Below are 23854 nucleotides of genomic sequence, written 5' to 3' on the forward strand. Positions count from 1 at the left end.
ACGGTCAGCGACGTGCCCGTGCCCGGTCCAGTGCGGCGACACCCAGTGCGGCGAGGCCGATCTGGATGAGCCACTCGACCCAGTCGACGCCGTCGGTGTCGGCGACGTCGAGGGCGCTGGCGATCGCCGTGCCGACGAGTGCGGCAGCGATGCCGACGAGGAGCGTCCACAGGATTCCTATGCGCTGGCGGCCTGGTACGACGAGCCGCCCCAGCACACCGATGATGATGCCGATGACGACGGCACTGATGATGCTCGAGATCTCCATCTCCGCCCCTCTGGTCGGGACCCCGCTGCTCTCCATGTGCCCGCTGGAGACGAAGCCACTCCGCTCCGTTCGCACCGCGCTGAGGCTCGAGGCCCCGCCGCCGGCCGGTGGCCGCGATTGCTTTGCCGTCTGTCTCATGACGATCGGGCGTCATGGCGGTGAACTGGCGGCGCTGCTGCGGTGACCGTCCGGCATTGACGTGCAGGTAATTGCCTGCATAACGTTGAGTGTGCGATCAGAGGGCGACTCGGGGATGGACAGGGTCTTCAAGGCGTTGGCCGACGACACCCGCAGACGGCTGCTGGACCGGCTGCACGAGCGGAACGGGCAGACGCTGGGAGAGCTCTGCGAGTGCATCGACATGGCACGCCAGTCGGTGACGCAGCATCTGGCCGTCCTGGAGGCCGCCAACCTGGTCAGCACGGTGCGGCGGGGGCGGGAGAAGCTGCACTACCTCAACCCGGTCCCGCTCCACGAGATTCAGGAGCGGTGGATCGACAAGTTCGAGCGCCCGCGCCTCAGCGCGCTCGGTGCCGTGAAGCGACGAGCCGAGGAAGCCATGACCGACAAGCCCACGTTCGTGTACGTCACGTACATCGCGAGCACGCCCGAGAAGGTCTGGGACGCGCTCACGGACGCCGACCTCACCGCCGCCTACTGGGGCCACAGCAACGTCTCCGACTGGCAGCCGGGATCACGCTGGGAGCACGTCCGTACGGACGGCTCCGGCATCGCCGACGTGGTCGGCACCGTCACCGAGAGCAAGCGTCCGACCCGCCTGGTCACCACCTGGGCCGCGCCCGAGGACGAATCCGACGCGGACAAACACTCCCGCGTCACCTTCGACATCCAGCCGCACGGCGACATCGTCCGGCTGACCGTCACCCACGAGAACCTCGCCGACGAGGGTGAACGCGCCGACGCGGCGTCCGGCTGGGCGGCCGTGCTGTCCAACCTCAAGTCCCTCCTGGAGACCGGCAGCCCGCTGCCCGAGGAGCCGTGGCTGGTGCCGAACCGCTGAGCGGACGGGGGAACGGCCGGTCCGCCACGCCGCGAACCGGCCGTTCCGTTTCTCCCTTCCCGACGTTGTCTACGGCCTGGGGGCGCTCCTCGCCGCCGTACCGGCGCACACGAGTCCCAGGATCACGGCCAGGGCCCCGATGACGACGTTGCTCGACACGACGCCGGCGTCCGGGCTCTCGCCGACGATCCACGGCGAGATGATCATCCATACGCCCAGCGCGCACATGGCCCAGCTGAGGCCGTACATGCGTTCGGGGGCCCTGGTGAACCCGAGAGCCAGCAGGGCGATCGCGATCCCGACGATCAGATTGTGGGTCACGAGCGCGGGCTGGCTGGTGGTGAAGTGGAGTATCCACGGGGATGCGGCGCAGTACAGACCGAGCAGGAACACCGGTCCGTCCACGAGCGCCACATCACGACCGCCGAGCATACGGGCGTACCGTGCCCGCATTTCGGATGCATCAGGGTGGCTGGTTATGTCACCTCTGGTGGGCGAGACGTTGGCCATGACTCGTCTCCTTTGACTGTGCAGGCCTGACCGCGTCTGGTGCGGTATGCGGTAAGCGCCGCGTAGGTTTATTTTGCGCTTATTCAGCCTTTATGTGTAGAGGTCAGAGGGCCGCCCCGGCTGCCCCGCTTGGCGGCGGCCCGGATGCCGGATCCGGAGATATCCATACGCTGATCTTGTGACCACAACACACGACCGGCAGCGGCAGGCGGCGCTACCACGGAAGCCGCCGTCAGGCCCCGCGCGCATCGACCCGCACGCCATCGCCGTGCAGCTGCGGCGGATGAGCATCGAGATCAACCGTCTGGTCCACCACTTCGCGGGCGACAACGGCCTGCACTCCACCGACGTCCAGGCGCTGGCGGCGATCCTGGACGCCGACGAGCCGATGACCCCCGGGCGGCTGCGCAGACAGCTCGGGCTCACCTCAGGTGCCGTCAGCGCGTGCGTGGAGCGGCTGGAGCGGGCCGGGCACATTCGCCGGGTCAGGCACAGCAGCGACCGCCGAGTGGTCCATCTGCACTACGCAGCCGACGCCCGCTCGCATGCCCGGTCCTACCTGCGCCCGCTCGCCGAGGCGACGCCTCGTCGACAGCCGGTGGCGTGGAGTCCGCCCGTCTGCACATGGGCGCGCGGATCCGGGGCAGGCGAACCGTACGGGAGTTGTTCCTTCAAGAACTTCACGATGAACAACCGGATGAACCAATTGGGAGGTGCCTGCCGCTATGGGCGCGAAGGTGTTGGAGCGGTTTCCGGCGGGGGCTCCGCGCGGATCGTGGCCGGCCGAGGAGTACGCGGCGGCGCTGCGCGCCGAGGGTGAGCCCGCGACGGTCGTGATGGACCTGAAGTCGGACGCGTTCCTCGTGGTGGTGCCGGTCGGCGAGGAGAACTGAACGCTCCCGGTCGCCCAGTGAGACCGCTCACCTCCTGCAACGTTCCGCTCTGCCCCGTGCAGCGCCTGGCAGTCTTCCGTCGCGACCCAGCCGCAGGTCGCCCTCACCCTGTGGCTCCTCGGTGAGCTCTTCACGACCCGGATCGCGCCCGGGCCTTCCTGGTGCCCGAGCCGACGATGGCACAGCGCTCGGTCCGCGCCAAGGAGAAGATCCGGGACGCCTGATCCCGTACCGGGTGCCCCGCGACGCCGACCTCCCTCGAGGCGCGAGAGGCCTCGACCTGGTGGACGCGCTCGACCCCGACCGCTGCCACGTCGTTCACGCGGCCCGCGCCGACCTGCTGCGCCGCCACACCGATGCCGTACGGGCGTACGAGGCGGCGCGCTCGTCCTCACCGAGAGCGCGGCGCAGCGCGCCTGCCCGGAACGCCGCCGCCGGGAACTCACACGCTGAGCGCCTCCCGTACCGCGAACTCCGACTCCTTGCCGCCCGCGCCGGAGGACGTGACCCGCCCGGCTTCCAGGACGTAGTACCGCTGCGCCGCCCGCATCGCGAAGCCGACGTGCTGTTCGACCAGCAGCACCGAGAGTCCGCCGCGCGCGGCCAGCGCCAGGATCGTCTCCTCGATCTCGGCCACCACCGACGGCTGGATGCCCTCGGTCGGCTCGTCGAGGAGCAGGATCCGAGGCTCCGTCACCAGGGCGCGGGCGATGGCCAGTTGCTGTCGCTGTCCGCCCGAGAGCAGCCCGGCGCGGCGGTTCGACAGGGCCTGCAGCGCCGGGAAGAGGTCCAGCGCCTCGTCGATCGCGGCCTTTCCACGTCGGCGTCCGTCGGCCACGAGCTGGAGGTTCTCGGCGGTCGTGAGGTGGGGGAACGCCTGCTGGCCCTGTGGGACGTACGCCATCCCGCGCGCCACCCGCTCGTGCGGCCTGCGGCGCGTGATGTCCTCGCCGTCGAGGCGGACCGTTCCGCTCAGAGGCGTCAGCAGCCCCACGGCGGCACGCAGCAGCGTGCTCTTGCCCGCGCCGTTGTGCCCGAGCACCGCGGCGACCCCGTCCTTCGGCACGTCGACGCTCACCCCGTGCAGCACGGTGCTGCGGTGGTAACCGACGCGGATGTCCTCGATCTCCAGCATCACGCCTCCTGTACCGCCACGTCGGTGACTGTCTCGGCGGCCGCGTGCCCGAGGTACACCTCCTGCACCTTCGGGTCGGCCTGCACCTCGGCCACCGTTCCCTCGCTGAGCAGTCGGCCCGCGTGCAGCACGCTCACGCTGCGCGCGAAGGACCGCATGAAGTCCATGTCGTGCTCGATGACGACGACGGTCCGCTCCGCGCTGATCCGCTCCAGCAGCTCACCGGTCGCCTGCCGTTCGTCGTGGCTCATCCCGGCCACCGGTTCGTCGAGCAGCAGCAGCCGTACGTCCTGCACCAGCAGCATGCCGATCTCCAGCCACTGCTTCTGCCCGTGTGCGAGCGTTCCGGCGGGGGAGTCGGCGAGCTTCGTGAGCCCGATCGTCTCCAGTGCTCGGGCGACCGGCTCGGGAACGTCCTTGCGGCGGCGCAGCATGGTCCACACGCTCCGGCCGGCGCCCGCCGCGATGTCCAGGTTCTGGAGGACCGTCAACTCCTCGAAGACGGTGGCCGTCTGGAATGTCCGTCCGATACCCGACCGGGCGATCCGGTGCACACTCCGTCCGAGCAGCTCCGTGTCGCCGAAGCGCACCGAGCCCTCCGCCTTCACCAGACCGGTGACGGCGTCGACGAGGGTCGTCTTGCCGGCGCCGTTCGGCCCGATGAGGAACCGCAGGTCCCCCGGCCGCACGTCGAGGTCCACCCCGTCGACGGCGGTGAACCCGTCGAATGACACGCGCAGTTGACGTATCTCGAGCCCTGCCGGTTCGCTCATGCCGCTTCTCCCACCGCAACGACGGCTGCTTTCCGCTGTCGGGCCCTGCGCCGCTGTAGGACCCCGCCCAGCGAGGCCAGGCCGCCCGGCAGGAACGCCAGTGCCACGATGAACAGCAGCCCTTGGAAGTACGTCCAGGCTGCCGGGAACTCCTCCGACAGCGCCGTCCTGGCCCAGGCGACGCCGATCGCGCCGAGCACCGCGCCCACCAGGCTGGCACGTCCGCCGACCGCGGCGCCGATGACGAACTCGATGGACGGCACGATGCCGATCATCGCTGGGGAGATGATGCCGACGGCCGGTACGAACAGTGCGCCCGCGAGCCCGGCCATGCCTGCGGCGACGACGTATGCGACGAGCTTCACCTTCGCAGGGTCGTAGCCGAGGAAGCGCACCCGTTCCTCCGAGTCCCGTACGGCGACGAGGAGTTCGCCGTAGCGGCTGTGGATCAGCTGGCGGGCGAGGGCGATCAGGAGCAGCAGGGCGGCGGCGATGATGAAGTACACGGTCCGCTGGTTGACCGGGTCGTCGAGGTCGTAGCCGAAGAAGCCCTGGATGTCGGTGAGCCCGTTGGTGCCACCGGTCGTGGCCTGCTGGCCGATCAGCCAGATGGCGAAGGCGGCGGCGAGGGCCTGGCTGAGGATTGCGAAATAGGCGCCCTTGACCCGGCGTCGGAAGATGAACGAGCCGAGCAGCGCCGCGACGGCCATCGGCAGCAGCACGGTGGCGGCGAGCGCAAACACGGGGTCGGCGAACGGCCGCCACCACCAGGGGAGTTCGGTGGCCGTGCCGTACAGCTGCATGAAGTCGGGCAGGTTGCCCGGCCCGGCGTCGGCGATCTTCAGGTGCATCGCCATGGCGTAACCGCCGAGCCCGAAGAACAGGCCCTGGCCCAGGGTCAGCAGGCCACCGCGCCCCCAGGCCAGGCAGATGCCGACCGCGACCATGGCCGTGCACAGGTACTTGGCGAGCAGCCCGAGCCGGAAGTCGGTCAGCGCGAGCGGGGCGAGGGCGAAGAGCAGGACGGCGGCGCCCGCGAATCCGGCCCAGGTCCGGGCGCGCCCGTGGAGAAGGGTCATACGAGACTCCTCGTACGCAGCGTGTACAGCCCCTGGGGCCGCCACTGGAGGAACGCGACGATGGCGACGAGCACCAGCACCTTGGCGACGCTGACGGTGGTGGAGTACTCCAGGACTGACTGCAGCACGCCCAGCACGAAGGCGACGATCACCGTGCCCTTGAGCTGCCCGATCCCGCCGACCACGATCACCAGGAAGGCGTCGATGATGACGTTGGTGCCCATCGTCGGCCCGATCGGACCGACCAGGGTCAGCGCCACCCCGGCGATGCCCGCGAGACCGGAGCCGAGGAAGAAGGCGGTGCGGTCGACGCGTGCCGTGGAGATGCCGGACACCTCGGCGAGGTCCCGGTTCTGCACGACCGCCCGGATCCGGCGGCCGAGCGGCGTCAGCCGCAGCGTCAGCGTCAGCGCGACCACCGCCGCGATGGCGAGGCCCAGGATGAACAGCCGGCTGTTGGCGACGGTGAGCGGGTCCTCGCCGCCGATCAGCGTGACGTTCCCGGTGAGCCAGTCGGGCGCCCGGGTCTGCACGTTCGGCGCGCCGAAAATGTCCCGGGCGAGTTGCTGAAGCATCAGCGAGACGCCCCAGGTGACGAGAAGTGTGTCGAGTGGCCGTAGATACAGGCGTCGTATCAGCACCCATTCGAGAAGCGCGCCCAGAGCGCCCGAGACGAGAAAAGCGACGGGAAGGGCGACCAGCAGCGAAATTCCGGCGCTCGAAATGGACTTCTGCAGGACGTACGTCGTGTAGGCGCCCGCCATGATGAACTCGCCGTGGGCCATGTTGATGACGTTCATCTGGCCGAAGGTGAGCGAGAGACCGAGCGCGATGAGCAGCAGGACGGCACCGATGCTGATGCCGGTGAAGGTCTGACCGAGGATCACGGTCATACGGCGGCTCCGGGGAGAGGGGCCGCCGTGGGCCACGTGTGGCCCACGGGCGGTGAGGGGCGGTCAGGACAGGCCGGAGGCCCAGGAGTAGCCCTTCAGGTACGGGTCCGGCTCGATGGGCTTGCCGGAGTCCCACACCTCCTTGATCAGACCGTCGGTGCCGATCTCGCCGATGCGGGCGGTCTTGTGGATGTGCTGGGTGGCACCGTCGACGGTGACCTTGCCCTCGGGCGCGTCGAACGTGATGCCGTCGGAGGCGGCCTTCACCTTCTCCGGGTCGAAGGAGCCGGCCTTCTCGACCATGGCCTTCCACAGGTAGACCGAGGCGTACGCGGCCTCCATCGGGTCACTGGTCGGCTTATCCTCGCCGTACTTGGCCTTGTACGCCTTGACGAACTTCTCGTTCGCGGTGCCCGTGGTGGTCTGGTAGTAGTTCCAGGCCGTCAACTGGCCGGCCAGGTACTGCGTGCCGATCGACTTGACCTCCTCCTCGGCGATCGACACCGACACCACCGGCATGGACTTCGCGGTCAGACCCGCCGACTTGTACTCCTTGAAGAACGCCACGTTCGAGTCGCCGTTGAGGGTGTTGAAGACGGCATCCGCCTTCGACGCCTTCACCTTGTTGGCGATCGTGCTGAACTCCGTGGAGCCGAGCGGCGCGTAGTCCTCGCCGAGGATCGTCATGCCGTTGGCCTTCGCATACGCCTGGATGATCTTGTTGGCGGTGCGCGGGAAGACGTAGTCGCTGCCGACCAGGTAGAGCTTCTTCAGGCCCTTGCCCTTGAGGTAGTCGAGCGCCGGGACGATCTGCTGGTTGGTGGTCGCGCCCGTGTAGAAGATGTACGGCGACTGCTCCAGGCCCTCGTACTGCACCGGGTAGAACAGCAGCGACTTGTTCTTCTCGAACACCGGCTTGACGGCCTTGCGGCTGGCGGAGGTCCAGCAGCCGAACGTGGCGGCGACCCGGTCCTCCTGGATCAGCTTCTGCGCCTTCTCGGCGAACGTCGGCCAGTCGGAGGCGCCGTCCTCGCTGATCGGCTGGATCTTCTTGCCGAGCACCCCGCCGGAGGCGTTGATCTCGTCGATGGCCAGCTTCAGCGAGTCGCGCACGGTCACCTCGCTGATGGCCATGGTGCCGGACAGCGAGTTGAGCAGACCGACCTTGACCGTGTCACCGCTGACGTCGGCCTTCGCGGCCTTGTCGGACGAGCCGGCCGCGTCGGTCTTCGCCCCGCACGCGGACAGTGCCACGACCGCCGCGAGCGCGGCGCCGCCGGCCAGGAAACGGCGACGGAGAATACTGGAACCGCTGGACAAATGGACCCCCTCGGGTGTGGAGGAAGACAACCTCCTGAAGTGCGGTCCACAGCCTCAAGTCACGCTGTTTCCAGAGTGTTTCGCGCGACTTTCCCCGGCGCAACAAAAAACGCCCCGGAGGCTTGCGTCGTGCATTCGGAAATCGAATTCACAATTCGCCCGAGGCATTCTAGTTACTTTCTGTGGGAAGTATCTTGGCGTAGGCGCGGACGTGTCAAGGGCGGGATCCGTGAAGATCGAGCTCCGTGAGCACGTCGAAGTCGCAACCGTCCGCGCGCGCCAGGTAGATCCGCTGCCGCACATGGCTGCCTCGCAGATGCAGCAGCCCGCGCGGCCCCTCGTACGACACCGTCCCGGCCGCCGCCCCGATCGCCGACACCTCCAGAGTCCCCGCCCGGCCGATGAGCGCGGCCAGCAACAGCACGCCCTCGTAACAGGATTCGCCGAGGCTGCCCAGCGCGGGCGCCTCGATGCCGTAGCGGTCCGCGTACTCGCCGTGGAAGTCGAGCGTGTCCCGGTTGGCCAGCGAGGCGAAGAACCCGGCGGTGCTGTGCAGGTCGACGGTGGCCGAAGGGCCGCTCGCCATCAGCATGTTCTCGTCCATCAGTGTGCTCAGCCGCAGACAGCGCGCGTCCAGACCGCAGGCCGCGAACGCCCGGTTGAACCGCACCGCGTCGCTGCCGACCAGCAGCATCAGCACCGCGTCCGCGTCGGACCGCTCGATGTGTCGCAGTACGGGCTCGAAGTCGTGGGTGCCGAGCGGGAGATACACCTCTCCGGCGATGCTTCCGCCCGACTCGCGGGCGAACGAGTGGGCCGCCCGTGCCGTGCGCCGCGGCCAGACGTAGTCGTTGCCGACGACGAACCATCGGCGCACCCGGCGTTCGAGTGCCAACAGGCCCATTGCGGGCCGCAGTTGGCTGCGAGGAGTCTCGCTGGTCAGGAACACGCCCGCGGTGTGCTCGCCGCCCTCGTACAGCGCGGTGTAGACGTACGGCACGCGATGGGCGATTCTCGGCGCCAGCGCCTGTCGCACCGAGGAGATGTGCCAGCCCGTGACGCCCTGCACCACGCCCAGGTCCACCAAGGCCTCGACACGGTCGGCGATCTGCCGCGGCGACGCGCCGCCGTCGACGGGGACCAACCGCAGCTCCCGGCCGAGGACCCCGCCCGCGCGGTTCACCCGCTCCGCGGCCAGCTGGGCGCACAGCTCGCAGGCCGGACCGAAGATGCCCGCCGGTCCCTGCATGGGGAACACGAGGGCCACCCCGAGCGCCGAGGCGTCGGCCGTGAACCATTCGGGAGCGGGAGGATCGTGCCGGAACATGGCGTCATGATTTCGGGTCCACCGGGTGAACTCCAGCCTGTCTCATACGATGTGCACACCCGGTGAACTAGGAGCAGGATGTCCACCTCTTCGCGTCGGCCCCACGATCTGATGCAGCTCCTGACGCGGGCCGAGCGGCTGGCCGCGCGCCGCCTCCAGGTCGTTCTGGAGGAGGAGGGCTGCTCGGTGGAGGCCTGGCGGGTTCTCGCCCTGCTCTCCGACGGCTCGGGGCACCACATGACGGCCGTCGCCGAGGCGGCCTTCCTGCCGGCGCCGAGCCTGACCAAGCTCGTCGACCACCTTGTCGACCAGAACCTCGTCCACCGTCGGGTCGACCCCCTCGACCGCCGCCGCATCCTCGCCCACCTCACCCCGCGTGGTCGGGAGTACTGGTGCCGTGTCGACCGGGCGGTCCGCGCGGACTGGCCGTCGCTCGGGGACGGCGACGAGGAACTGCTGCGCGCCCTGCTGGAGCGGCTCGCCTCCACGCTGGACCGGACGGCGTCCCGCGTGTGACGCGGCCGGCGACCTCGGGGAAGCCGCTGAGCCGAACGCACGGGCGTCGGACCTCGCCTACCCTGGAGGTGTGGCTCGTGCGAACGACGAGGTCGCCGCGCTGCTGGCCGAGTACGCGGACCTGATCTCGATCACCGGAGGAGACGCGTTCAAGGCACGCGTCTACGAGAAGGCCGCCCGCGCGATCGGCGGTTACCACGCCGATATCGCCACGCTCGACGCCAAAGGCCTGAAGGAGATCCCCAACGTCGGCAAGTCGATCGCGGAGAAGATCGTCGAGTACCGCCGTACCGGCAGCGTCTCCGCGATCGAGGAACTGCGCGCGAAAATCCCCGCCGGGGTCCGGCGGCTGACGGCCATCCCCACGCTCGGCCCGAAGAAGGCCCTGGCGCTCTACGAGGAGCTGGGCATCTCCTCCACCGAGGAACTGGCCGACGCCATCCACGAGGAGCGGCTGCGGGACCTGAAGGGCTTCGGCCCCAGGACGGAGGAGAAGATCCTGCACGGCATCGCGCTGCTGCAGTCCTCCGGGGACCGGGTGCTGATCGACGTCGCCATGGACGTCGCCGAAGGCGTCGTCGCGGAGCTGTCCCGGGTGACCGGCTGCCGGCGGTGCACGTACGCCGGCTCGCTGCGCCGCCTGCGCGAGACCATCGGCGACATCGACATCCTCACCGCGGCCGACGAATCGGAGCCGCTGATGCGGGCCTTCACCGAGCTGCCGTACGTCATGGAGGTCATCGCGCAGGGCAGGACCAAGACGTCGATCCGCACCACCAAGGGCCTCGCCGTCGACCTGCGCGTCGTACCCCCGGACTCCTGGGGCGCGGCGCTCCAGTACTTCACCGGTTCCAAGGCGCACAACATCCGCACCCGGGAACTGGCCGTGCACCAGAAACTCAAGCTCTCCGAGTACGGGCTGTTCGACGTCGGGAGCGGGGAGAAGATCGTCTCCGAGACGGAGGAGGACGTGTACGCCCGGCTCGGCCTGCCCTGGATCCCGCCGACCCTCCGGGAGGACCGCGGCGAGATCGAGGCCGGGCTGAAAGGCGAACTCCCTGAACTGATCGAGGAGTCGGACATCCGGGGCGACCTGCACACCCACACCGACCTCACCGACGGCCTCGCCCCGCTGGAGGAAATGGTCGCCGCGGCCGCCGAACGCGGACACGCCTACTACGCGATCACCGATCACGCGCCGAACCTCTATATGCAGCGGATGACGGACGAGCGGATGCTGGCCCAGCGCGAGCATGTACGGGAGCTCGACGGGAAGTACGGCCGGCACGGCAAGCGCCGCGGCATGCGGCTGCTGCACGGCGTGGAGCTGAACATCGACCCCGACGGCGGCGTGGACTGGCCGGACGACTTCCTGGCCGGATTCGACCTGTGCGTGGCCTCGGTGCACTCGCACTTCAACCAGAAGCGCGAGGCGCTCACCCGCCGGCTCGTCCGGGCCTGCGAGAACCCGTACGTCAACATCATCGGCCACCCCACCACCCGTCTCATCGGCAAGCGGCCCGGCATCGACGCCGACCTCGACGCGGTCTTCGCCGCCTGCGCACGCACCGGCACGGCCCTGGAGATCAACTCCCATCCCGACCGGCTCGACCTGTGCGACGAGCACATCCTGTGGGCCAAGCGGCACGGGGTGAGGTTCGCCATCGACAGCGACGCCCACTCCGTCCTCCACCTGGCCCACCTCCGCTACGGCGTGGGCACGGCGCAACGCGGGTGGCTCACCAAGGACGACGTGATCAACACCTGGCCCCAGGCGCGACTGCAACGGTTCCTTCGCAAGGGTCGGTAACCGCTTCCTCGATCTGATCGGACGTCAACTCCTCCGAGATCCCGGACGGTTGACTGGTCTACACCCTTGACTGGTACAGACCAACGCGGTTGAGTGTGCCTCCACACCCCCCACCACGGCCGCCCCCACGCCGTGGCCGGTATCACCGGCATGTGCGCACGAGGACCGGCTCCGCCCTGCCCTCGACCGGGAGCGGCCGTGCACCGCAAAGGAGTTGACCCTGTGTCGAGGCGCCGTATCTCCGCAGTCCTGAGCTCACTCGCCCTCGCGGGCACCGCCCTCGCCCTCCAGCCGGCACCGACCGCGTCCGCCGCCGGATTCGTCGTCAGCGAGGCGCAGTTCAACCAGATGTTCCCGAACCGGAATTCCTTCTACACCTACAGCGGCCTCACCGCGGCCCTGAGCGCGTACCCCGCCTTCGCGAACACGGGCAGCGACACGGTGAAGAAGCAGGAGGCCGCCGCCTTCCTCGCCAACGTCAGTCACGAGACCGGCGGTCTGGTGCACATCGTGGAGCAGAACCAGGCCAACTACCCGCACTACTGCGACTGGAGCCAGTCGTACGGCTGCCCCGCCGGCCAGGCCGCCTACTACGGCCGCGGCCCCATCCAGCTCAGCTGGAACTTCAACTACAAGGCCGCGGGCGACGCGCTCGGCCTGAACCTGCTGAACGACCCCTGGATGGTGCAGAACAACGCCTCCGTCGCCTGGAAGACGGGCCTGTGGTACTGGAACACCCAGACCGGCCCCGGCACCATGACCGGCCACAACGCCATGGTCAACCAGGCGGGCTTCGGCCAGACGATCCGCAGCATCAACGGCGCCCTGGAATGCGACGGCAAGAATCCCGCGCAGGTGCAGAGCCGCGTGTCCAACTACCAGCGGTTCACGCAGATTCTCGGGGTGTCGCCGGGGGGCAACCTCTACTGCTGACGCCGGAGTGCGTGTTTGACGTACTGCCTCAGGAGCCCTACGAGCCGCCTCAATGCGGATGACGGCCAAGGCGATCGCCCGTGGCTGCTGCGTCTTGAGGTTCGTTGGGTAGGGTCATGGCTGATCATTGTCACTGAGGAGGGGGAGCCGAGGATGAGCGGCATGGTGACGGCAGTCAGCAGCAACGGCGAGTACTCGTTCACCAAGCCGAACCGGGACAGCATCACGTTGCTCGCCGGGCTCGGTGTGGAGGGCGACGTACACGCCGGCGTGACGGTCAAGCACCGCTCGCGGGTCGCCCAGGACCCCACCCGGCCGAACCTTCGCCAGGTCCATCTCATCCACGAAGAACTCTTCGCCGAGGTCGGCGCAGCGGGATTCAAGGTGGTGCCCGGTGACCTCGGGGAGAACATCACCACCCGCGGCATCGATCTGCTCGGCCTGCCGGTCGGCACGCTGCTGCGCATCGGCGAGGAGGCAGTGCTGGAAGTGACCGGCCTGCGCAACCCGTGCCTGCAGATCGACAACTTCCAGGACGGACTGCTCAAGCAGGTCGTCGGTCGCGATGAAGCCGGAAACATCGTGCACAAGGCCGGAATCATGAGCATCGTGAAGGAGGGCGGTGCGGTGCGCCCGGGTGACACGATCGAAGTGGAGCTTCCCGGCGAGCCGCACCGGCCCCTGGAGCGGGTCTGACGTCGCTCTCGCCCCCCTTCTGCGGCCTCCCGGCGAGTTGATCGGAGAACTCGCACCACGTCGTAAAGCGCGTGGCGAGTCCGGATCGACGGCACCGAGACCCAGGCCCTGAGGGGGATCAGTGATCGCCGTGCCCGGCATGCCGGTGGCCGGCCCGTCGGCGTGCCCCGGGCCGCGGGCGTGAGAACTTCGGTCTCGGCGGCGACTGGCGCCCGCCGGGTTTTACGTATAACCTCTCCGGTCAATCGCACGTCCGGAAAGGCCCCGATGAGACGCATCGCCCTGGTCACCCTCGTCGTCGACGACTACGACGAGGCGATCCGCTTCTACACCGAGGCCCTCGGTTTCCGGCTCGTCGAGGACGCGCCGCGTCCGGACGGCTCCCGCTGGGTCGTCGTCGCACCCGGGGCGGAGGCAGCTGGCACCGCCCTGCTGCTGGCCCGCGCCAAGGGCGAGGTGCAGCGTGACCGGGTCGGTGACCAGACCGGCGGGCGCGTCGGTTTCTTCCTGCACACCGACGACTTCGCCCGCGATCATGCCCGCATGCTCGCGGCGGGCGTGACCTTCCTGGAGCAGCCGCGGCACGAGCCGTACGGCACGGTCGCCGTCTTCCAGGACCTGTACGGCAACCGCTGGGACCTGCTCCAGCCCGCCGACTGACCTGCGCCTCCGCCCCGGAGTGCCTCCTTCGAACCTCCCGCCAAGGAAAGACCCGCCATGACTGCTACGCGCGTAGACGCAGACGCCATCCGCCGGCTCCCCAAGGCCGTGCTGCACGACCACCTCGACGGCGGTCTGCGCCCCGCCACCGTCGTGGAGCTCGCGGACGCGGTCGGCCACACCCTGCCCACCACCGACCCCGACGCGCTCGCCGCCTGGTACTACGACGCCGCGAACTCCGGCGACCTGGTCCGCTACATCGCCACCTTTGAGCACACCCTCGCCGTGATGCAGACCCGCGAGGGCCTGCTGCGCACCGCCGAGGAGTACGTCCTCGACCTCGCCGCGGACGGCGTCGTCTACGGCGAGGTGCGCTACGCACCCGAGCTGATGCTCAAGGGCGGGCTGACCCTGCCCGAGGTGGTCGAGACCGTGCAGGAGGGGCTGGCGGCGGGCATGGCCAAGGCGGCCGCCGCCGGGACGCCGGTCCGGGTGGGCACGTTGCTGTGCGGCATGCGGATGTTCGACCGCAGCCGGGAGATCGCCGACCTGGTGGTCGCCTTCCGGGACGCCGGTGTCGTCGGCTTCGACATCGCGGGCGCCGAGGACGGCTTCCCGCCCGCCGACCACCTCGCCGCCTTCGAGCACCTGCGCCGCGAGAACGTGCCGTTCACCATCCACGCCGGTGAGGCGCACGGTCTGCCCAGCATCCACCAGGCCCTCCAGGTGTGCGGCGCCCAGCGCATCGGTCACGGAGTCCGCATCACCGACGACATCCCCGACCTCGCGGCCGGCAAGCTCGGCCGCCTCGCCGGCTGGGTCCGCGACCGCCGGATCGCGCTGGAGATGTGTCCCACCTCCAACCTGCAGACCGGCGCCGCCACCTCCATCGCCGAGCACCCGATCACCGCGCTGAAGGACCTCGGCTTCCGCGTCACCCTCAACACCGACAACCGGCTCGTGTCGGGCACCACGATGACCCGGGAGATGTCCCTGCTGGTCGAGCAGGCGGGCTGGACGGTCGAGGACCTGCGCACGGTCACCGTGAACGCCGTCAAGAGCGCCTTCATCCCCTTCGACGAGCGGGACGCCCTGATACGGGACGTCGTCCTGCCGGGCTACCCGGCCTGAAGCAGCCCCCGCACATAGGCGGCCTGTCCGACGTGCTGGAGATCGTCGGACAGGACGCTCACCAGCCGCACGCCGAGGCTGACCGGCGGGTCCCAGCGCTCGTCCACGATGCGTTCGAGGTCCTTTGCGGTCAGCCCGCGCACGAAGTCGAGCGTCTGGTCGTGCACGGCGTCGTAGTACCCGGTCAGCAGGTCACCGGAGTCGACCCGCACCTTGGCGACCTTCGCCGGGCTGTGCCCGTATCCCGTGTCGTCGCGCGGCAGGCCGAGCCCGAAGCGCTTGTCCCAGCCCTGGGCCGGCCAGACCTGGTCGAGCCCCGAGGCGTCGGCGATGTGGTCGTCCTGGACGCGGGTGAGGTGCCAGACCAGCCATGCGATCGAGTTGGCGCGGGCGGAGGGGCGGGCGTTGAGGTCGTCGGCGCCCAGACCGTCGACGACGGCGTGGACTTCTTCCTGGATGCGGCTGTATCCGTCGCTGAGGATGTCCTTGGCGTGCATACGCCCCACCATCGCCCATCGGCGGCGTTCATGCCTCCAGCAGCGCCATCAGGGCTCGGGCCGCGGGGCTCGTGGCCTGCGGGGGAGGGAGGAGGGCGACCGTCTCGTAGAGCGCCTCGCCGGTGCCCTTGAGGGGGAGGGCGGTGAGCGACTCCCGCTTGTACCGGAAGTGGTGCGGCACGACGGCGACGCCCAGGTTCTCGTCCAGCAGGTCGAGGAGGCTGTGCACCTCGTTCACCTCCAGCGCCACGGTCCGCTGCACGCCCGCCGCGGTGAAGGCGGCGTCGGTGATGCGACGCGGCCCCCAGTCGGGATGGAAGTCGACGAACACCTCGCTCCCCAGCTCCTCCGGAGTGACGGCCGCGCCGGCTGTGGCCAGCCGGTGTGTCGGATGGCACAGGACGGTCATCGGCTCGCTGGTCAGCGGTACGGAACGCAGCTGGTCGGAGTCGGTCCGGGTACGGACCGCGAACGCCAGGTCCAGCCGCCCCGCATCGATCTCCTCCGCCAGCGCCCCGGAACCCGCCTGGCGCAACCGGATCTCCACGTCCGGGTGACGCCGCCGGAACGTGGCGAGCAGCCCGGCGACATCCACCCCGGCGATGCACTGCTCGGTGCCCAGCGCGAGCGTGCCGCGCAGCACGCCCTGCACGGCGGCCACGGCCTCGTGCGCCGAGCGCACCTGTGCCAGGATGCGTTCCGCCTCGCCGAGCAGCGCACGGCCCGCCTCCGTGAGCGTCACCCGCCGGGTCGTCCGCACGAACAGCGGGGTCTGCAACTCCCGCTCCAGCGCCCGGATCGAGGCGGACAGGCCCGACTGGGACACCATCAGCCGTTCCGCGGCCCGGGTGAAGTGCTGGTCCTCGGCGACCGCGACGAAGTGCTGGAGGTGGCGCAGTTCCATGATTGAGAAGCGTACTCGCTGAATTCCATCGGATTCTTCTGTTGGACTGCTGCCCGTGGGCCGAGAAGGATGGAGAGCGGTTTTTCCCGGAACCGTTTCCTCGTGGGCCAACCTTTCTGGAGTCGCGTTGTACACCGCACACCCCGACCGCTACGCGGACATGCCCTATCGGCGCACCGGACGCAGCGGCCTGAAACTCCCCGCGCTGTCGCTCGGCCTGTGGCACAACTTCGGCCCGGACCGGCCGGTCGAGACCCAGCGGGCCATCCTGCGGCGCGCCTTCGACCTCGGCGTCACCCACTTCGACCTGGCCAACAACTACGGCCCGCCGCCCGGCGCGGCCGAGTCCGCCCTCGGCGAGGCGCTGCGCGCCGACTTCACGCCGTACCGGGACGAGCTGGTCATCTCCACCAAGGCCGGCTACCTGATGTGGCCCGGCCCGTACGGCGAGTGGGGCTCCCGCAAGTACCTGCTGTCCTCGCTGGACCAGAGCCTGAAGCGGATGGGCCTGGACTACGTCGACATCTTCTACTCGCACCGCCCCGACCCCGCGACTCCGCTGGAGGAGACGATGGGCGCGCTGCACTCGGCCGTGCAGCAGGGCAAGGCGCTCTACGTCGGCGTCTCGAACTACTCCCCGGAGCAGACCCGGGAAGCCGCCCGGATCCTGGGCGAGCTGGGCGCCCCGCTGCTGATCCACCAGCCGCGCTACTCGATGCTCGACCGGCGCCCCGAGGAGGGGCTCCTGGACGCGCTGGACGAGCTGCAGGTCGGCTCCATCGCCTACTCGCCGCTGGAGCAGGGCCTGCTGACCGCCCGCTACCTCGACGGCATCCCGGAGGACTCGCGGGCCGCGAGCGACAGCCCCTTCCTGAACTCCGACGCGGTGACCGAGGAGCTCGTGGGCCGGCTGCGCACCCTGGACGACATCGCCAAGTCCCGCGGCCAGTCCCTTGCGCAGATGGCACTGGCCTGGGTCCTGCGCGGCGGCCGGGTCACCTCCGCGCTGGTCGGTGCGAGCAGCCCGCGCCAGCTGGAGGACAGCGTCTCGGCGATCCGCAACCTCGACTTCGACGCGGACGAACTGGCCAGGATCGACGCCGCCGTCAAGGCCTGACCCATCGATCCGGTGCCCGGAGGTGACCATCGCCTCCGGGCACCGGCTTGCCGTGACGGAATTCCGGAAAGAGTGCCCGTCGATGGTCCCGCGGATCTTGCCTCGTCCGCGGGTGCCGGAATAGGCGACGGATTCGCGCCAGGCGAGATATGTCCAGCCGCCTTTGATCGGCTGCTCGCGCAGGACTGCGGCGAATTCCGCATCCACGTTTCCGGTGGTTCCCCGCCCGCCGTGGTCTCACTGCCTTCCCACTGGAGACCTCGTCAACGGGAAAACTCGTCGCGGCCACCCGTTCGGCCCCGCTGCAGCCGAAGATCGTGCCCTGCGGCCTGCCCTCCCTCACCCGTCGCATTCCGGCCAATACGCGCGGTGAATATGCCAAGAGACTGGCCGGAAAGGCGTGGTGACAGTGGTTCAAGAGTGAAGATACTCGAACGCCAGGGACAGTTTCCCAGCACAAGAGCCGCACCGAAAGCGAGGCGCCACCGGCAAGCGAGCAACGCAACGGGGGAGGCGGACGTGCACGACGAATTCCTGTGCCATGTCACGGCGTACGGCACCTGCGGCGGCCGGCGCATCGGCGTACCGCTCGGCACCTACCGGGCCCCCACCCTCGCCCTTGCGCTGTGGTGGCTGCGGGACCGCGCCACCTGGATCGCCGAGCGGCTGGACCCGCAGCCCGGCGACGGGCCCTACCCGCCGCACGCGCTCGTCCCGGTCGGCGACGCCGTGGCCGATGTGCCCGCCGCGCTGCGCGACTGGTGCGCGGACGTGCGTCGGCAGGAACTGGTCGCCGAGGAGTTGGCGGCCGGGCGGCTGGTCAGGATCGCCACCAGCGACGACACCACGGAGTACGAACTGCTCGCCGAATCCGTCGACGCCCTGCGGATGCAGCGCACGATTCCGGCGCTGGTCGTGCCCGTCGCCTGATACGTGCCGACGGCTGCGCGGGACGATGTCTTGACAGCGCACATATGGACGAATCGGTAGAATTTCCGCCATGGTGAAGCAGCCGGTCGCGTCGACAGCGCCCGAACTCGTCCTCGAAACCGAGACGGGCTCCACCGTGATGATCCCCGTCCGCGACTACCGCGTCGGACGCGACCCGCTGAGCGACATAGTCCTCGACGACGACCGGGTCTCCTGGCACCACGCGGTGCTGCGGCCCAACGGCGGCCACTGGACCCTGAAGGACGAGCACAGCACCAACGGCACCTACGCCGACGGCCGCCGCATCGACGCATGGGACGTCGGCCCCGGCAGCGTCATCCGCTTCGGCAACCCCACCGACGGCCCGCGCGCCGTCCTCGTCGGCCTTGCCGACCCGGCCCCGGAGCGCCCGTCGGCGGTCTCCCGCCCCGCCCTCACCCACACCTTCCGGGAGCCCACCAGCGTACGGCCGCTGCCCCATCGGACCGTCCGCATCGGCCGCGACGAGGACAACGACCTGGTCGTCGACGACCTGCTCGTCTCGCGCCGGCACGCCGAGCTGCGCGCGCACACCGACGGGACGTACGAGATCGTCGACCTCGGCAGCCACAACGGCACGTACCTCAACGGGCTGCAGGTCACCGCCGCCCTCATCAACCCCGGCGACATCGTCGGCATAGGCCACTCGGACTTCTGCCTCGTCGGCGACCAGCTGCAGGAATACGTCGACACCGGCGAGATCTCCCTCGACGTACAGGACCTCACCGTCGTCGTCGACCGGGGCAGCAAGACGCTCCTCGACGACGTGTCGTTCCCGGTGGGGGAGAAGTGCCTGCTCGCGGTCGTCGGCCCGAGCGGCGCGGGAAAGTCCACGCTGCTGAACGCCCTGACCGGCCAGCGCCCCGCCGACCACGGCACGGTCCTGTACGACGGACGCGACCTGTACCACGACTACGCAGAGCTGCGGCAGCGCATCGGCCTCGTCCCGCAGGACGACATCCTGCACGCCCAGCTGACCGTCCGCAGCGCCCTGACCTACGCTGCCGAGCTGCGCTTTCCGCAGGACACCGCCAAGGCCGAGCGTCTCGCGCGCGTCGAGGAGGTGATCCGCGAACTGGGGCTGGAACAGCGCGCGAACCAGCCCGTGCACAGCCTCTCCGGCGGTCAGCGCAAACGGGTCAGCGTGGCGCTGGAGCTGCTGACCAAGCCGTCGCTGCTCTTCCTCGACGAACCGACCTCCGGCCTGGACCCCGGCATGGACCGCTCGGTGATGCACATGCTGCGCGGCCTCGCCGACGACGGCCGGACCGTCATCGTCGTCACGCACAGCGTCCTCAGCCTCGATGTCTGCGACCGGCTGCTCGTCCTCGCGCCGGGCGGCACGGTGGCCTACTTCGGCCCGCCCGGCGACGCCCTCGCCTTCTTCGGCTTCGCCCACTGGCCGGAGGCCTTCGAGGCGTTCGAGTGGGACCGCGACCGGGACTGGGCGGGGGAGTACCGCGCATCGCCCTTCCACCGGCAGTACATCGCCGACGCGACCGCGCAGCCGCACCTGCCCCGCGAGGGCCCGGTCATCGTCGGCCCGCCGCCCAGACCGCGCCACTGGAGCGCCCAACTCATCACGCTGGTCCGCCGCTACACGGCCGCGCTCAGCGCCGACCGCACCTTCCTCCTCGTCATGATCGCCCTGCCCTTCGTCATGGGCGGCATGGCCCGCGCCCTGGCGGGCAGTGAGCTGACCCGGCGGTCGGCGATGAACGCACTGCTCATCCTCTGCGTCGGCGGTGTGCTCACCGGTGCGGCCAACGCCGTGCGCGAGATCGTCAAGGAACGTGTGATCTACCAGCGAGAGCGGGCCGTCGGCCTGTCCAGATCGGCGTACCTGATGTCCAAGGTGGTCGTGCTCGGCACGGTCACCGTGCTGCAGGCCGTCGTGCTGACCCTGGTCGGCCTGCTCGGCGTCGATCTCAACGCACCGGGCGGACGGGGCGTGGTGATGCCGCCCCTTGTGGAGATCACCATCGCCGTCGCCCTGCTGGCTTTCACGGCGATGATGCTCGGTCTGGTGATCTCCGCGCTGGTGCGCAAGGAGGAGGTGACGATGCCGCTGCTCGTGCTGCTCGCCCTCGTCCAGGTCGTCTTCTGCGGCGCTCTGCTGCAGCTGGACGGTGTGCCGGGACTGGAGCAGGTGGCCTGGCTGGTGCCTGCGCGGTGGGCGTTCGGCGCGATGGCCGCCACCATCGACCTGGCCCGCGTCTCGCCCGGCGACCTGACCGGCGATCCCCTGTTCGAGCATGCGGTCGGAGTGTGGCTGCTCGACATCGGCATGCTCGTCGTCCTGTCGGTGGTGTTCGGCTACGTGGTGTCCCGGCTGCTGCGCCGCCGCGAGCCCGTCGTGATGCGGAAGTAGGTCCCGGCCATGGCGAGCCCCGGGTTCCGGCCCACCCACGTCGTCCCCCGGCACGGGATGCCCGCCTGGGAGTCGCCCGACCCCGCCCGGCCCACCGTGCCCCTCGATCCGCTGCTGCCGGTCCAGCTGGTCGAGCGGCGCGGCGACTGGGGGCGGATCCTGTGCGCCAACGGCTGGTCGGCCTGGGTCGACGGCCGTTGCCTGGTCGCCGTACCCGAGGACCCGCCCACCGAGCACCAACCGCTCGCCACCACCGCCGACCCCCGGCCCCTGCTCGCCCGCGCGGAGCGGGCACTCGCCCGCTACCGGGCGGCCGTCGAGGACCTGGCGGCCGGCGGGCTCGACGGCGAGTCCTTCCGCGACCGGACACAGGGAGCGCGGATCGGAGTGGTCGTCGACGGGGAGTCCGTGTGGCTGTACGACGCCGAGGGCGGGCAGTGGGCGTACAGCGACGGGGCGCGGCTGAGCACCTACGCGGCGGACGAGGTGCCGCGCGCCACCGAGGATCCCGGCCGCGCCCCCACTCGGGTCGTGACACCCGACGGTGAGACCTGACGGTGGGCGACACCGGCCTGTTCTCCGGGCGGCCCTCCGAACTGATCGGGCGGCAGGTCGCCGGCTACCGGATCGAGCACGAACTCGGCCGCGGCGGCATGGCCGTCGTCTACCGCGCCCGCGACCTGCGCCTGGACCGCACCGTCGCGCTCAAGCTGCTCGCTCCCGAACTCGCCCGCAACGACACCTTCCGGCGGCGCTTCAGCCATGAGTCCCGGGCGGCCGCCGCGATCGACCATCCGCACATCGTGCCGGTCTTCGAGGCGGGTGAGACGGACGGCGTCCTGTACATCGCCATGCGCTACGTCGCCGGCAGCGACCTGCGCCATCTGCTCGACCGGCAGGGCCCGTTGCCGCCCGCGACCGCCGTCCGCATCGCGGCGCAGGTCGCCTCCGCGCTGGACGCCGCCCACGAGCACGGGCTGGTCCACCGGGACGTCAAACCCGGCAACATCCTGGTGGCCCGCGGCACCGACAGCGACCATCCCGAGCACGTCTACCTCACCGACTTCGGTCTGACGAAGAAGTCGCTGTCCCTGACCGGCTTCACCACGGTGGGACAGTTCGTCGGCACCCTCGATTACGTCGCCCCCGAGCAGATCGCGGGCCGCCCCGTGGACGGCCGGTGCGACGTCTACGGCCTCGCCTGCGTGGTCTACGAGTGCCTGGCCGGCCACCCGCCGTTCCGCCGTGACGACGACATGGCGCTGCTGTGGGCCCACCAGTACGACCCGCCACCGCCCCTGACCGAGGCCCGCCCCGAACTCGCCGGACCTGTCGACCCGGTCCTCGGCCGCGCCCTGGCCAAGGTCCCCGACGAACGGTACGACTCCTGCCTGGCCTTCGTCACGGACCTGCGCACCGCCCTGGCCGGTGTCAGGAACGGCGCCCACCCGCCGACCGAGGCCGACCTGAGGGTCCCCCCGAAGCCGCCACCGCACTGGGCCGAGCCCGTCGTCGGCCGCCGTCCTTAGGGCCGGTTCGTAGGCCGCCGCCGGGTCGGGCAGCGCCCTGAGGGGGCGCGGGGCTGTGCCGATATGCGGCTCCGCCGCGCGGGCGCGACCAGCCACGACGGTGCCGCAGACGACCGACGGCACATCGCGGCACTTCCAGCGGAGCGCTCAGGCGGCCGCACCCCGCCGCCGCACCCTTGCGGCCGGCAGCGCGCCCAGGAAGCCGGCCACCAGACCCCACAGCACGGCCAGGCCCACCGCCGTCCAGATCCGGGGCCGCAGAAACAGTTCTCCCGCGAGAAAGCCGCCCAGGTCGCCGATGCCGAGCACGGACAGGCCGTACGACGCGGAGATCCGGCCGACCAGACAGATCATCAGCACCGTGAGGGCCAGCGCGACCGCCATGTGCACGGCGTGCCGCCAGGCCCGCAGCCGGGCCGGAGAACGCGCCGCCATCACGAACGCGGCCGCCGGCACCAGCACCGCGGCGGCCACCACCAGCCACCACACCCGGCCGTCGTGCTCGGCGAGCGTGCCCACATTGAGCACGGCGACGTCCGATGAGCGCAGCACCTCGTCGAGGACATGCGGCATCGGCAGCTCGAACGGCCCCTCCACGCGGCCGTCCCAGGTGGCGCCCAGGCCGATCGTGAACGCGAGCCACACCAGGTTCGGCAGACCCAGCAGGATCACGGCGAACGTCTCGGCCGGGTGCCCGCGCGTCGCCGCGACGACCAGGCCGATGACGACGCCGAGCACGACGTACGTGAGGAGAAGGGCGACCATGGCGTACGCGGCCGGGCGCACCGACTCCCGGAACCGCAGCAGCCTGCCCGGCAGCGGAGCTCCGGGCGCCACCAGCAGTGCCAGCACCAGCACGCCGGCCAGCCACAGCAGCCCGAAGACCAGCGTCACCGGCACGTCCGTGGTGAAGCCCACCTCGGGCGAGATGCCGAACAGATCGGTGATGTCGCTGATCGCGTCCTCGCCGAGGGTGACGGTGAACGTCTGCCGGGCCCCGAGGGCCAGTCCGAGCAGCGCGAGCAGCCACAGGACGGCGATTCTGGCGGCCCACCCGCCCAGCTCCCCGGCACCGGCCACCGCCCGGTGCCGCAGCGGTCGCAGGAATCCCACGGCGACCACCAGGGCCCCGGCGAGCGTCACCGACAGCGGAATCACGGTCAGCCCCGCCTCGGTCTCGGCGAGGCCCCCGAGGTCGCCCGACAGCTCGACGGCGCCGCCCACCGCCGTGACGACGGTCGCGGCAGCCACCCGCGGGAACGCACCGTCCGGGAGGTCGCCGGCCCCCGCCGCCCACAGGCCCAGCGTGGCGGTGATCCCCATGGCGATCATTCCCGCCAGCACGACGGCGACGGCCTGCACCCAGCCGTGGCGGGCGGCGGCCTGCTCGGAGGGGATGCGCGGGCTCACCTTGTCACGCTAAGCAGCCCCGGCACCGGGCGCGCGCCGGGAGGTCCGTCCGCGTCGGCTTGCGGGCCGTACCCGACCGAAGCACACAATGA

23 protein-coding genes and 2 pseudogenes are annotated in these 23854 nt (G+C 70.2%); 14 read left to right on the forward strand and 11 right to left on the reverse strand.

Translation table 11 applies throughout. The features are described from left to right. Positions 1-4 precede the first annotated feature (4 nt). Positions 5-268 (reverse strand): GlsB/YeaQ/YmgE family stress response membrane protein, encoded by a 264-nt coding sequence (locus ACFV7R_RS31625; protein WP_385269557.1) that lies wholly within the window; start codon positions 266-268, stop codon positions 5-7. Positions 269-521: 253 nt separating this feature from the next. Between ACFV7R_RS31625 and ACFV7R_RS31630 the strand changes: the two genes are divergently transcribed. Further along, positions 522-1289 carry an ArsR/SmtB family transcription factor gene (locus ACFV7R_RS31630; protein WP_385269559.1) on the forward strand — a complete coding sequence of 256 codons (768 nt, stop codon included), beginning with the start codon at positions 522-524 and terminating at the stop codon, positions 1287-1289. 69 nt (positions 1290-1358) lie between these two features. On the opposite strand, the gene ACFV7R_RS31635 is transcribed toward ACFV7R_RS31630, so the two are convergent. Beyond that, entirely contained in the window at positions 1359-1799 is a 441-nt protein-coding gene (locus ACFV7R_RS31635; protein WP_385269561.1) for an SPW repeat protein, read from the reverse strand. A gap of 178 nt (positions 1800-1977) precedes the next feature. On the opposite strand from ACFV7R_RS31635, the pseudogene ACFV7R_RS31640 reads away from it, so the two are divergent. Together ACFV7R_RS31640 and ACFV7R_RS31645 are read left to right on the forward strand one after the other, a co-directional pair. After that, positions 1978-2382: pseudogene (locus ACFV7R_RS31640) on the forward strand (MarR family winged helix-turn-helix transcriptional regulator); the annotation flags it as partial. A 397-nt stretch (positions 2383-2779) separates the two neighbouring features. Then, positions 2780-2958, forward strand: a pseudogene (locus tag ACFV7R_RS31645) (RNA polymerase sigma factor); the annotation flags it as partial. Positions 2959-3134: 176 nt separating this feature from the next. Here ACFV7R_RS31645 and urtE read toward each other — a convergent pair. The 6 genes from urtE to ACFV7R_RS31675 form a co-directional block, all read right to left on the reverse strand. Further along, positions 3135-3827 carry an urea ABC transporter ATP-binding subunit UrtE gene (urtE, locus tag ACFV7R_RS31650; RefSeq protein WP_385269563.1) on the reverse strand — a complete coding sequence of 231 codons (693 nt, stop codon included), beginning with the start codon at positions 3825-3827 and terminating at the stop codon, positions 3135-3137. After that, entirely contained in the window at positions 3827-4600 is a 774-nt protein-coding gene (urtD, locus tag ACFV7R_RS31655; protein WP_385269565.1) for an urea ABC transporter ATP-binding protein UrtD, read from the reverse strand. The genes urtE and urtD overlap by 1 nt, the downstream gene beginning before the upstream one ends. Then, on the reverse strand, positions 4597-5679 hold the full coding sequence (gene urtC, locus ACFV7R_RS31660; RefSeq protein WP_385269567.1) for an urea ABC transporter permease subunit UrtC: 1083 nt from the start codon (positions 5677-5679) through the stop codon (positions 4597-4599). Before urtC ends, urtD begins: the two co-directional genes overlap by 4 nt. Beyond that, on the reverse strand, positions 5676-6572 hold the full coding sequence (urtB, locus tag ACFV7R_RS31665) for an urea ABC transporter permease subunit UrtB (protein ID WP_385269569.1): 897 nt from the start codon (positions 6570-6572) through the stop codon (positions 5676-5678). The genes urtC and urtB overlap by 4 nt, the downstream gene beginning before the upstream one ends. A gap of 63 nt (positions 6573-6635) precedes the next feature. Then, complete coding sequence (gene urtA / locus ACFV7R_RS31670) at positions 6636-7892, reverse strand: urea ABC transporter substrate-binding protein (protein ID WP_385269571.1); 1257 nt, start codon at positions 7890-7892, stop codon at positions 6636-6638. A gap of 214 nt (positions 7893-8106) precedes the next feature. Further along, positions 8107-9219 carry a substrate-binding domain-containing protein gene (locus tag ACFV7R_RS31675; protein WP_385269573.1) on the reverse strand — a complete coding sequence of 371 codons (1113 nt, stop codon included), beginning with the start codon at positions 9217-9219 and terminating at the stop codon, positions 8107-8109. A 78-nt stretch (positions 9220-9297) separates the two neighbouring features. Between ACFV7R_RS31675 and ACFV7R_RS31680 the strand changes: the two genes are divergently transcribed. The 6 genes from ACFV7R_RS31680 (at position 9298) to ACFV7R_RS31705 (ending at position 14965) form a co-directional block, all read left to right on the forward strand. Further along, the gene (locus ACFV7R_RS31680) at positions 9298-9735 is read left to right on the forward strand and encodes a MarR family winged helix-turn-helix transcriptional regulator (protein WP_385269575.1); all 438 of its coding nucleotides are present in this window, start codon (positions 9298-9300) and stop codon (positions 9733-9735) included. 70 nt (positions 9736-9805) lie between these two features. Beyond that, positions 9806-11545, forward strand: a complete 1740-nt coding sequence (polX, locus tag ACFV7R_RS31685; protein ID WP_385269577.1) for a DNA polymerase/3'-5' exonuclease PolX — start codon at positions 9806-9808, stop codon at positions 11543-11545. A 222-nt stretch (positions 11546-11767) separates the two neighbouring features. Continuing rightward, positions 11768-12478, forward strand: a complete 711-nt coding sequence (locus ACFV7R_RS31690; protein WP_129797734.1) for a chitinase — start codon at positions 11768-11770, stop codon at positions 12476-12478. 153 nt (positions 12479-12631) lie between these two features. Then, positions 12632-13174 (forward strand): MOSC domain-containing protein, encoded by a 543-nt coding sequence (locus ACFV7R_RS31695; protein WP_385269713.1) that lies wholly within the window; start codon positions 12632-12634, stop codon positions 13172-13174. Between the two features lie 267 nt (positions 13175-13441). Further along, positions 13442-13834: a VOC family protein gene (locus tag ACFV7R_RS31700; protein WP_385269579.1), complete on the forward strand. Its 393-nt coding sequence runs from the start codon at positions 13442-13444 to the stop codon at positions 13832-13834. A gap of 57 nt (positions 13835-13891) precedes the next feature. After that, the gene (locus tag ACFV7R_RS31705) at positions 13892-14965 is read left to right on the forward strand and encodes an adenosine deaminase (protein WP_385269581.1); all 1074 of its coding nucleotides are present in this window, start codon (positions 13892-13894) and stop codon (positions 14963-14965) included. Here ACFV7R_RS31705 and ACFV7R_RS31710 read toward each other — a convergent pair. Continuing rightward, entirely contained in the window at positions 14953-15462 is a 510-nt protein-coding gene (locus tag ACFV7R_RS31710; protein ID WP_385269583.1) for a DinB family protein, read from the reverse strand. The two genes, ACFV7R_RS31705 and ACFV7R_RS31710, sit on opposite strands and share 13 nt — an antisense overlap. Positions 15463-15490: 28 nt before the next feature. Next, entirely contained in the window at positions 15491-16366 is an 876-nt protein-coding gene (locus ACFV7R_RS31715; RefSeq protein WP_385269585.1) for a LysR substrate-binding domain-containing protein, read from the reverse strand. 127 nt (positions 16367-16493) lie between these two features. Between ACFV7R_RS31715 and mgrA the strand changes: the two genes are divergently transcribed. The 5 genes from mgrA (at position 16494) to ACFV7R_RS31740 (ending at position 22352) form a co-directional block, all read left to right on the forward strand. Further along, on the forward strand, positions 16494-17483 hold the full coding sequence (gene mgrA / locus ACFV7R_RS31720; protein ID WP_385269587.1) for an L-glyceraldehyde 3-phosphate reductase: 990 nt from the start codon (positions 16494-16496) through the stop codon (positions 17481-17483). Positions 17484-18002: 519 nt separating this feature from the next. Beyond that, positions 18003-18413: a hypothetical protein gene (locus ACFV7R_RS31725; protein ID WP_129797741.1), complete on the forward strand. Its 411-nt coding sequence runs from the start codon at positions 18003-18005 to the stop codon at positions 18411-18413. A gap of 70 nt (positions 18414-18483) precedes the next feature. After that, complete coding sequence (locus ACFV7R_RS31730; protein WP_385269589.1) at positions 18484-20823, forward strand: FHA domain-containing protein; 2340 nt, start codon at positions 18484-18486, stop codon at positions 20821-20823. 9 nt (positions 20824-20832) lie between these two features. Further along, positions 20833-21378, forward strand: coding sequence for a hypothetical protein (locus ACFV7R_RS31735; RefSeq protein ID WP_385269591.1), 546 nt, complete (start codon positions 20833-20835; stop codon positions 21376-21378). Between the two features lie 2 nt (positions 21379-21380). Further along, a complete protein-coding gene (locus tag ACFV7R_RS31740; protein WP_385269593.1) occupies positions 21381-22352 on the forward strand; it encodes a serine/threonine-protein kinase in 972 nt (323 codons plus the stop codon). A 147-nt stretch (positions 22353-22499) separates the two neighbouring features. Here the strand turns inward: ACFV7R_RS31740 and ACFV7R_RS31745 are convergent, their stop codons facing one another. Continuing rightward, a complete protein-coding gene (locus ACFV7R_RS31745) occupies positions 22500-23762 on the reverse strand; it encodes a streptophobe family protein (RefSeq protein ID WP_385269595.1) in 1263 nt (420 codons plus the stop codon). Between the last annotated feature and the right edge of the window lie 92 nt (positions 23763-23854).

It is taken from the genome of Streptomyces sp. NPDC059866, assembly GCF_042731325.1.
Lineage (GTDB): Bacteria > Actinomycetota > Actinomycetes > Streptomycetales > Streptomycetaceae > Streptomyces > Streptomyces flavusporus.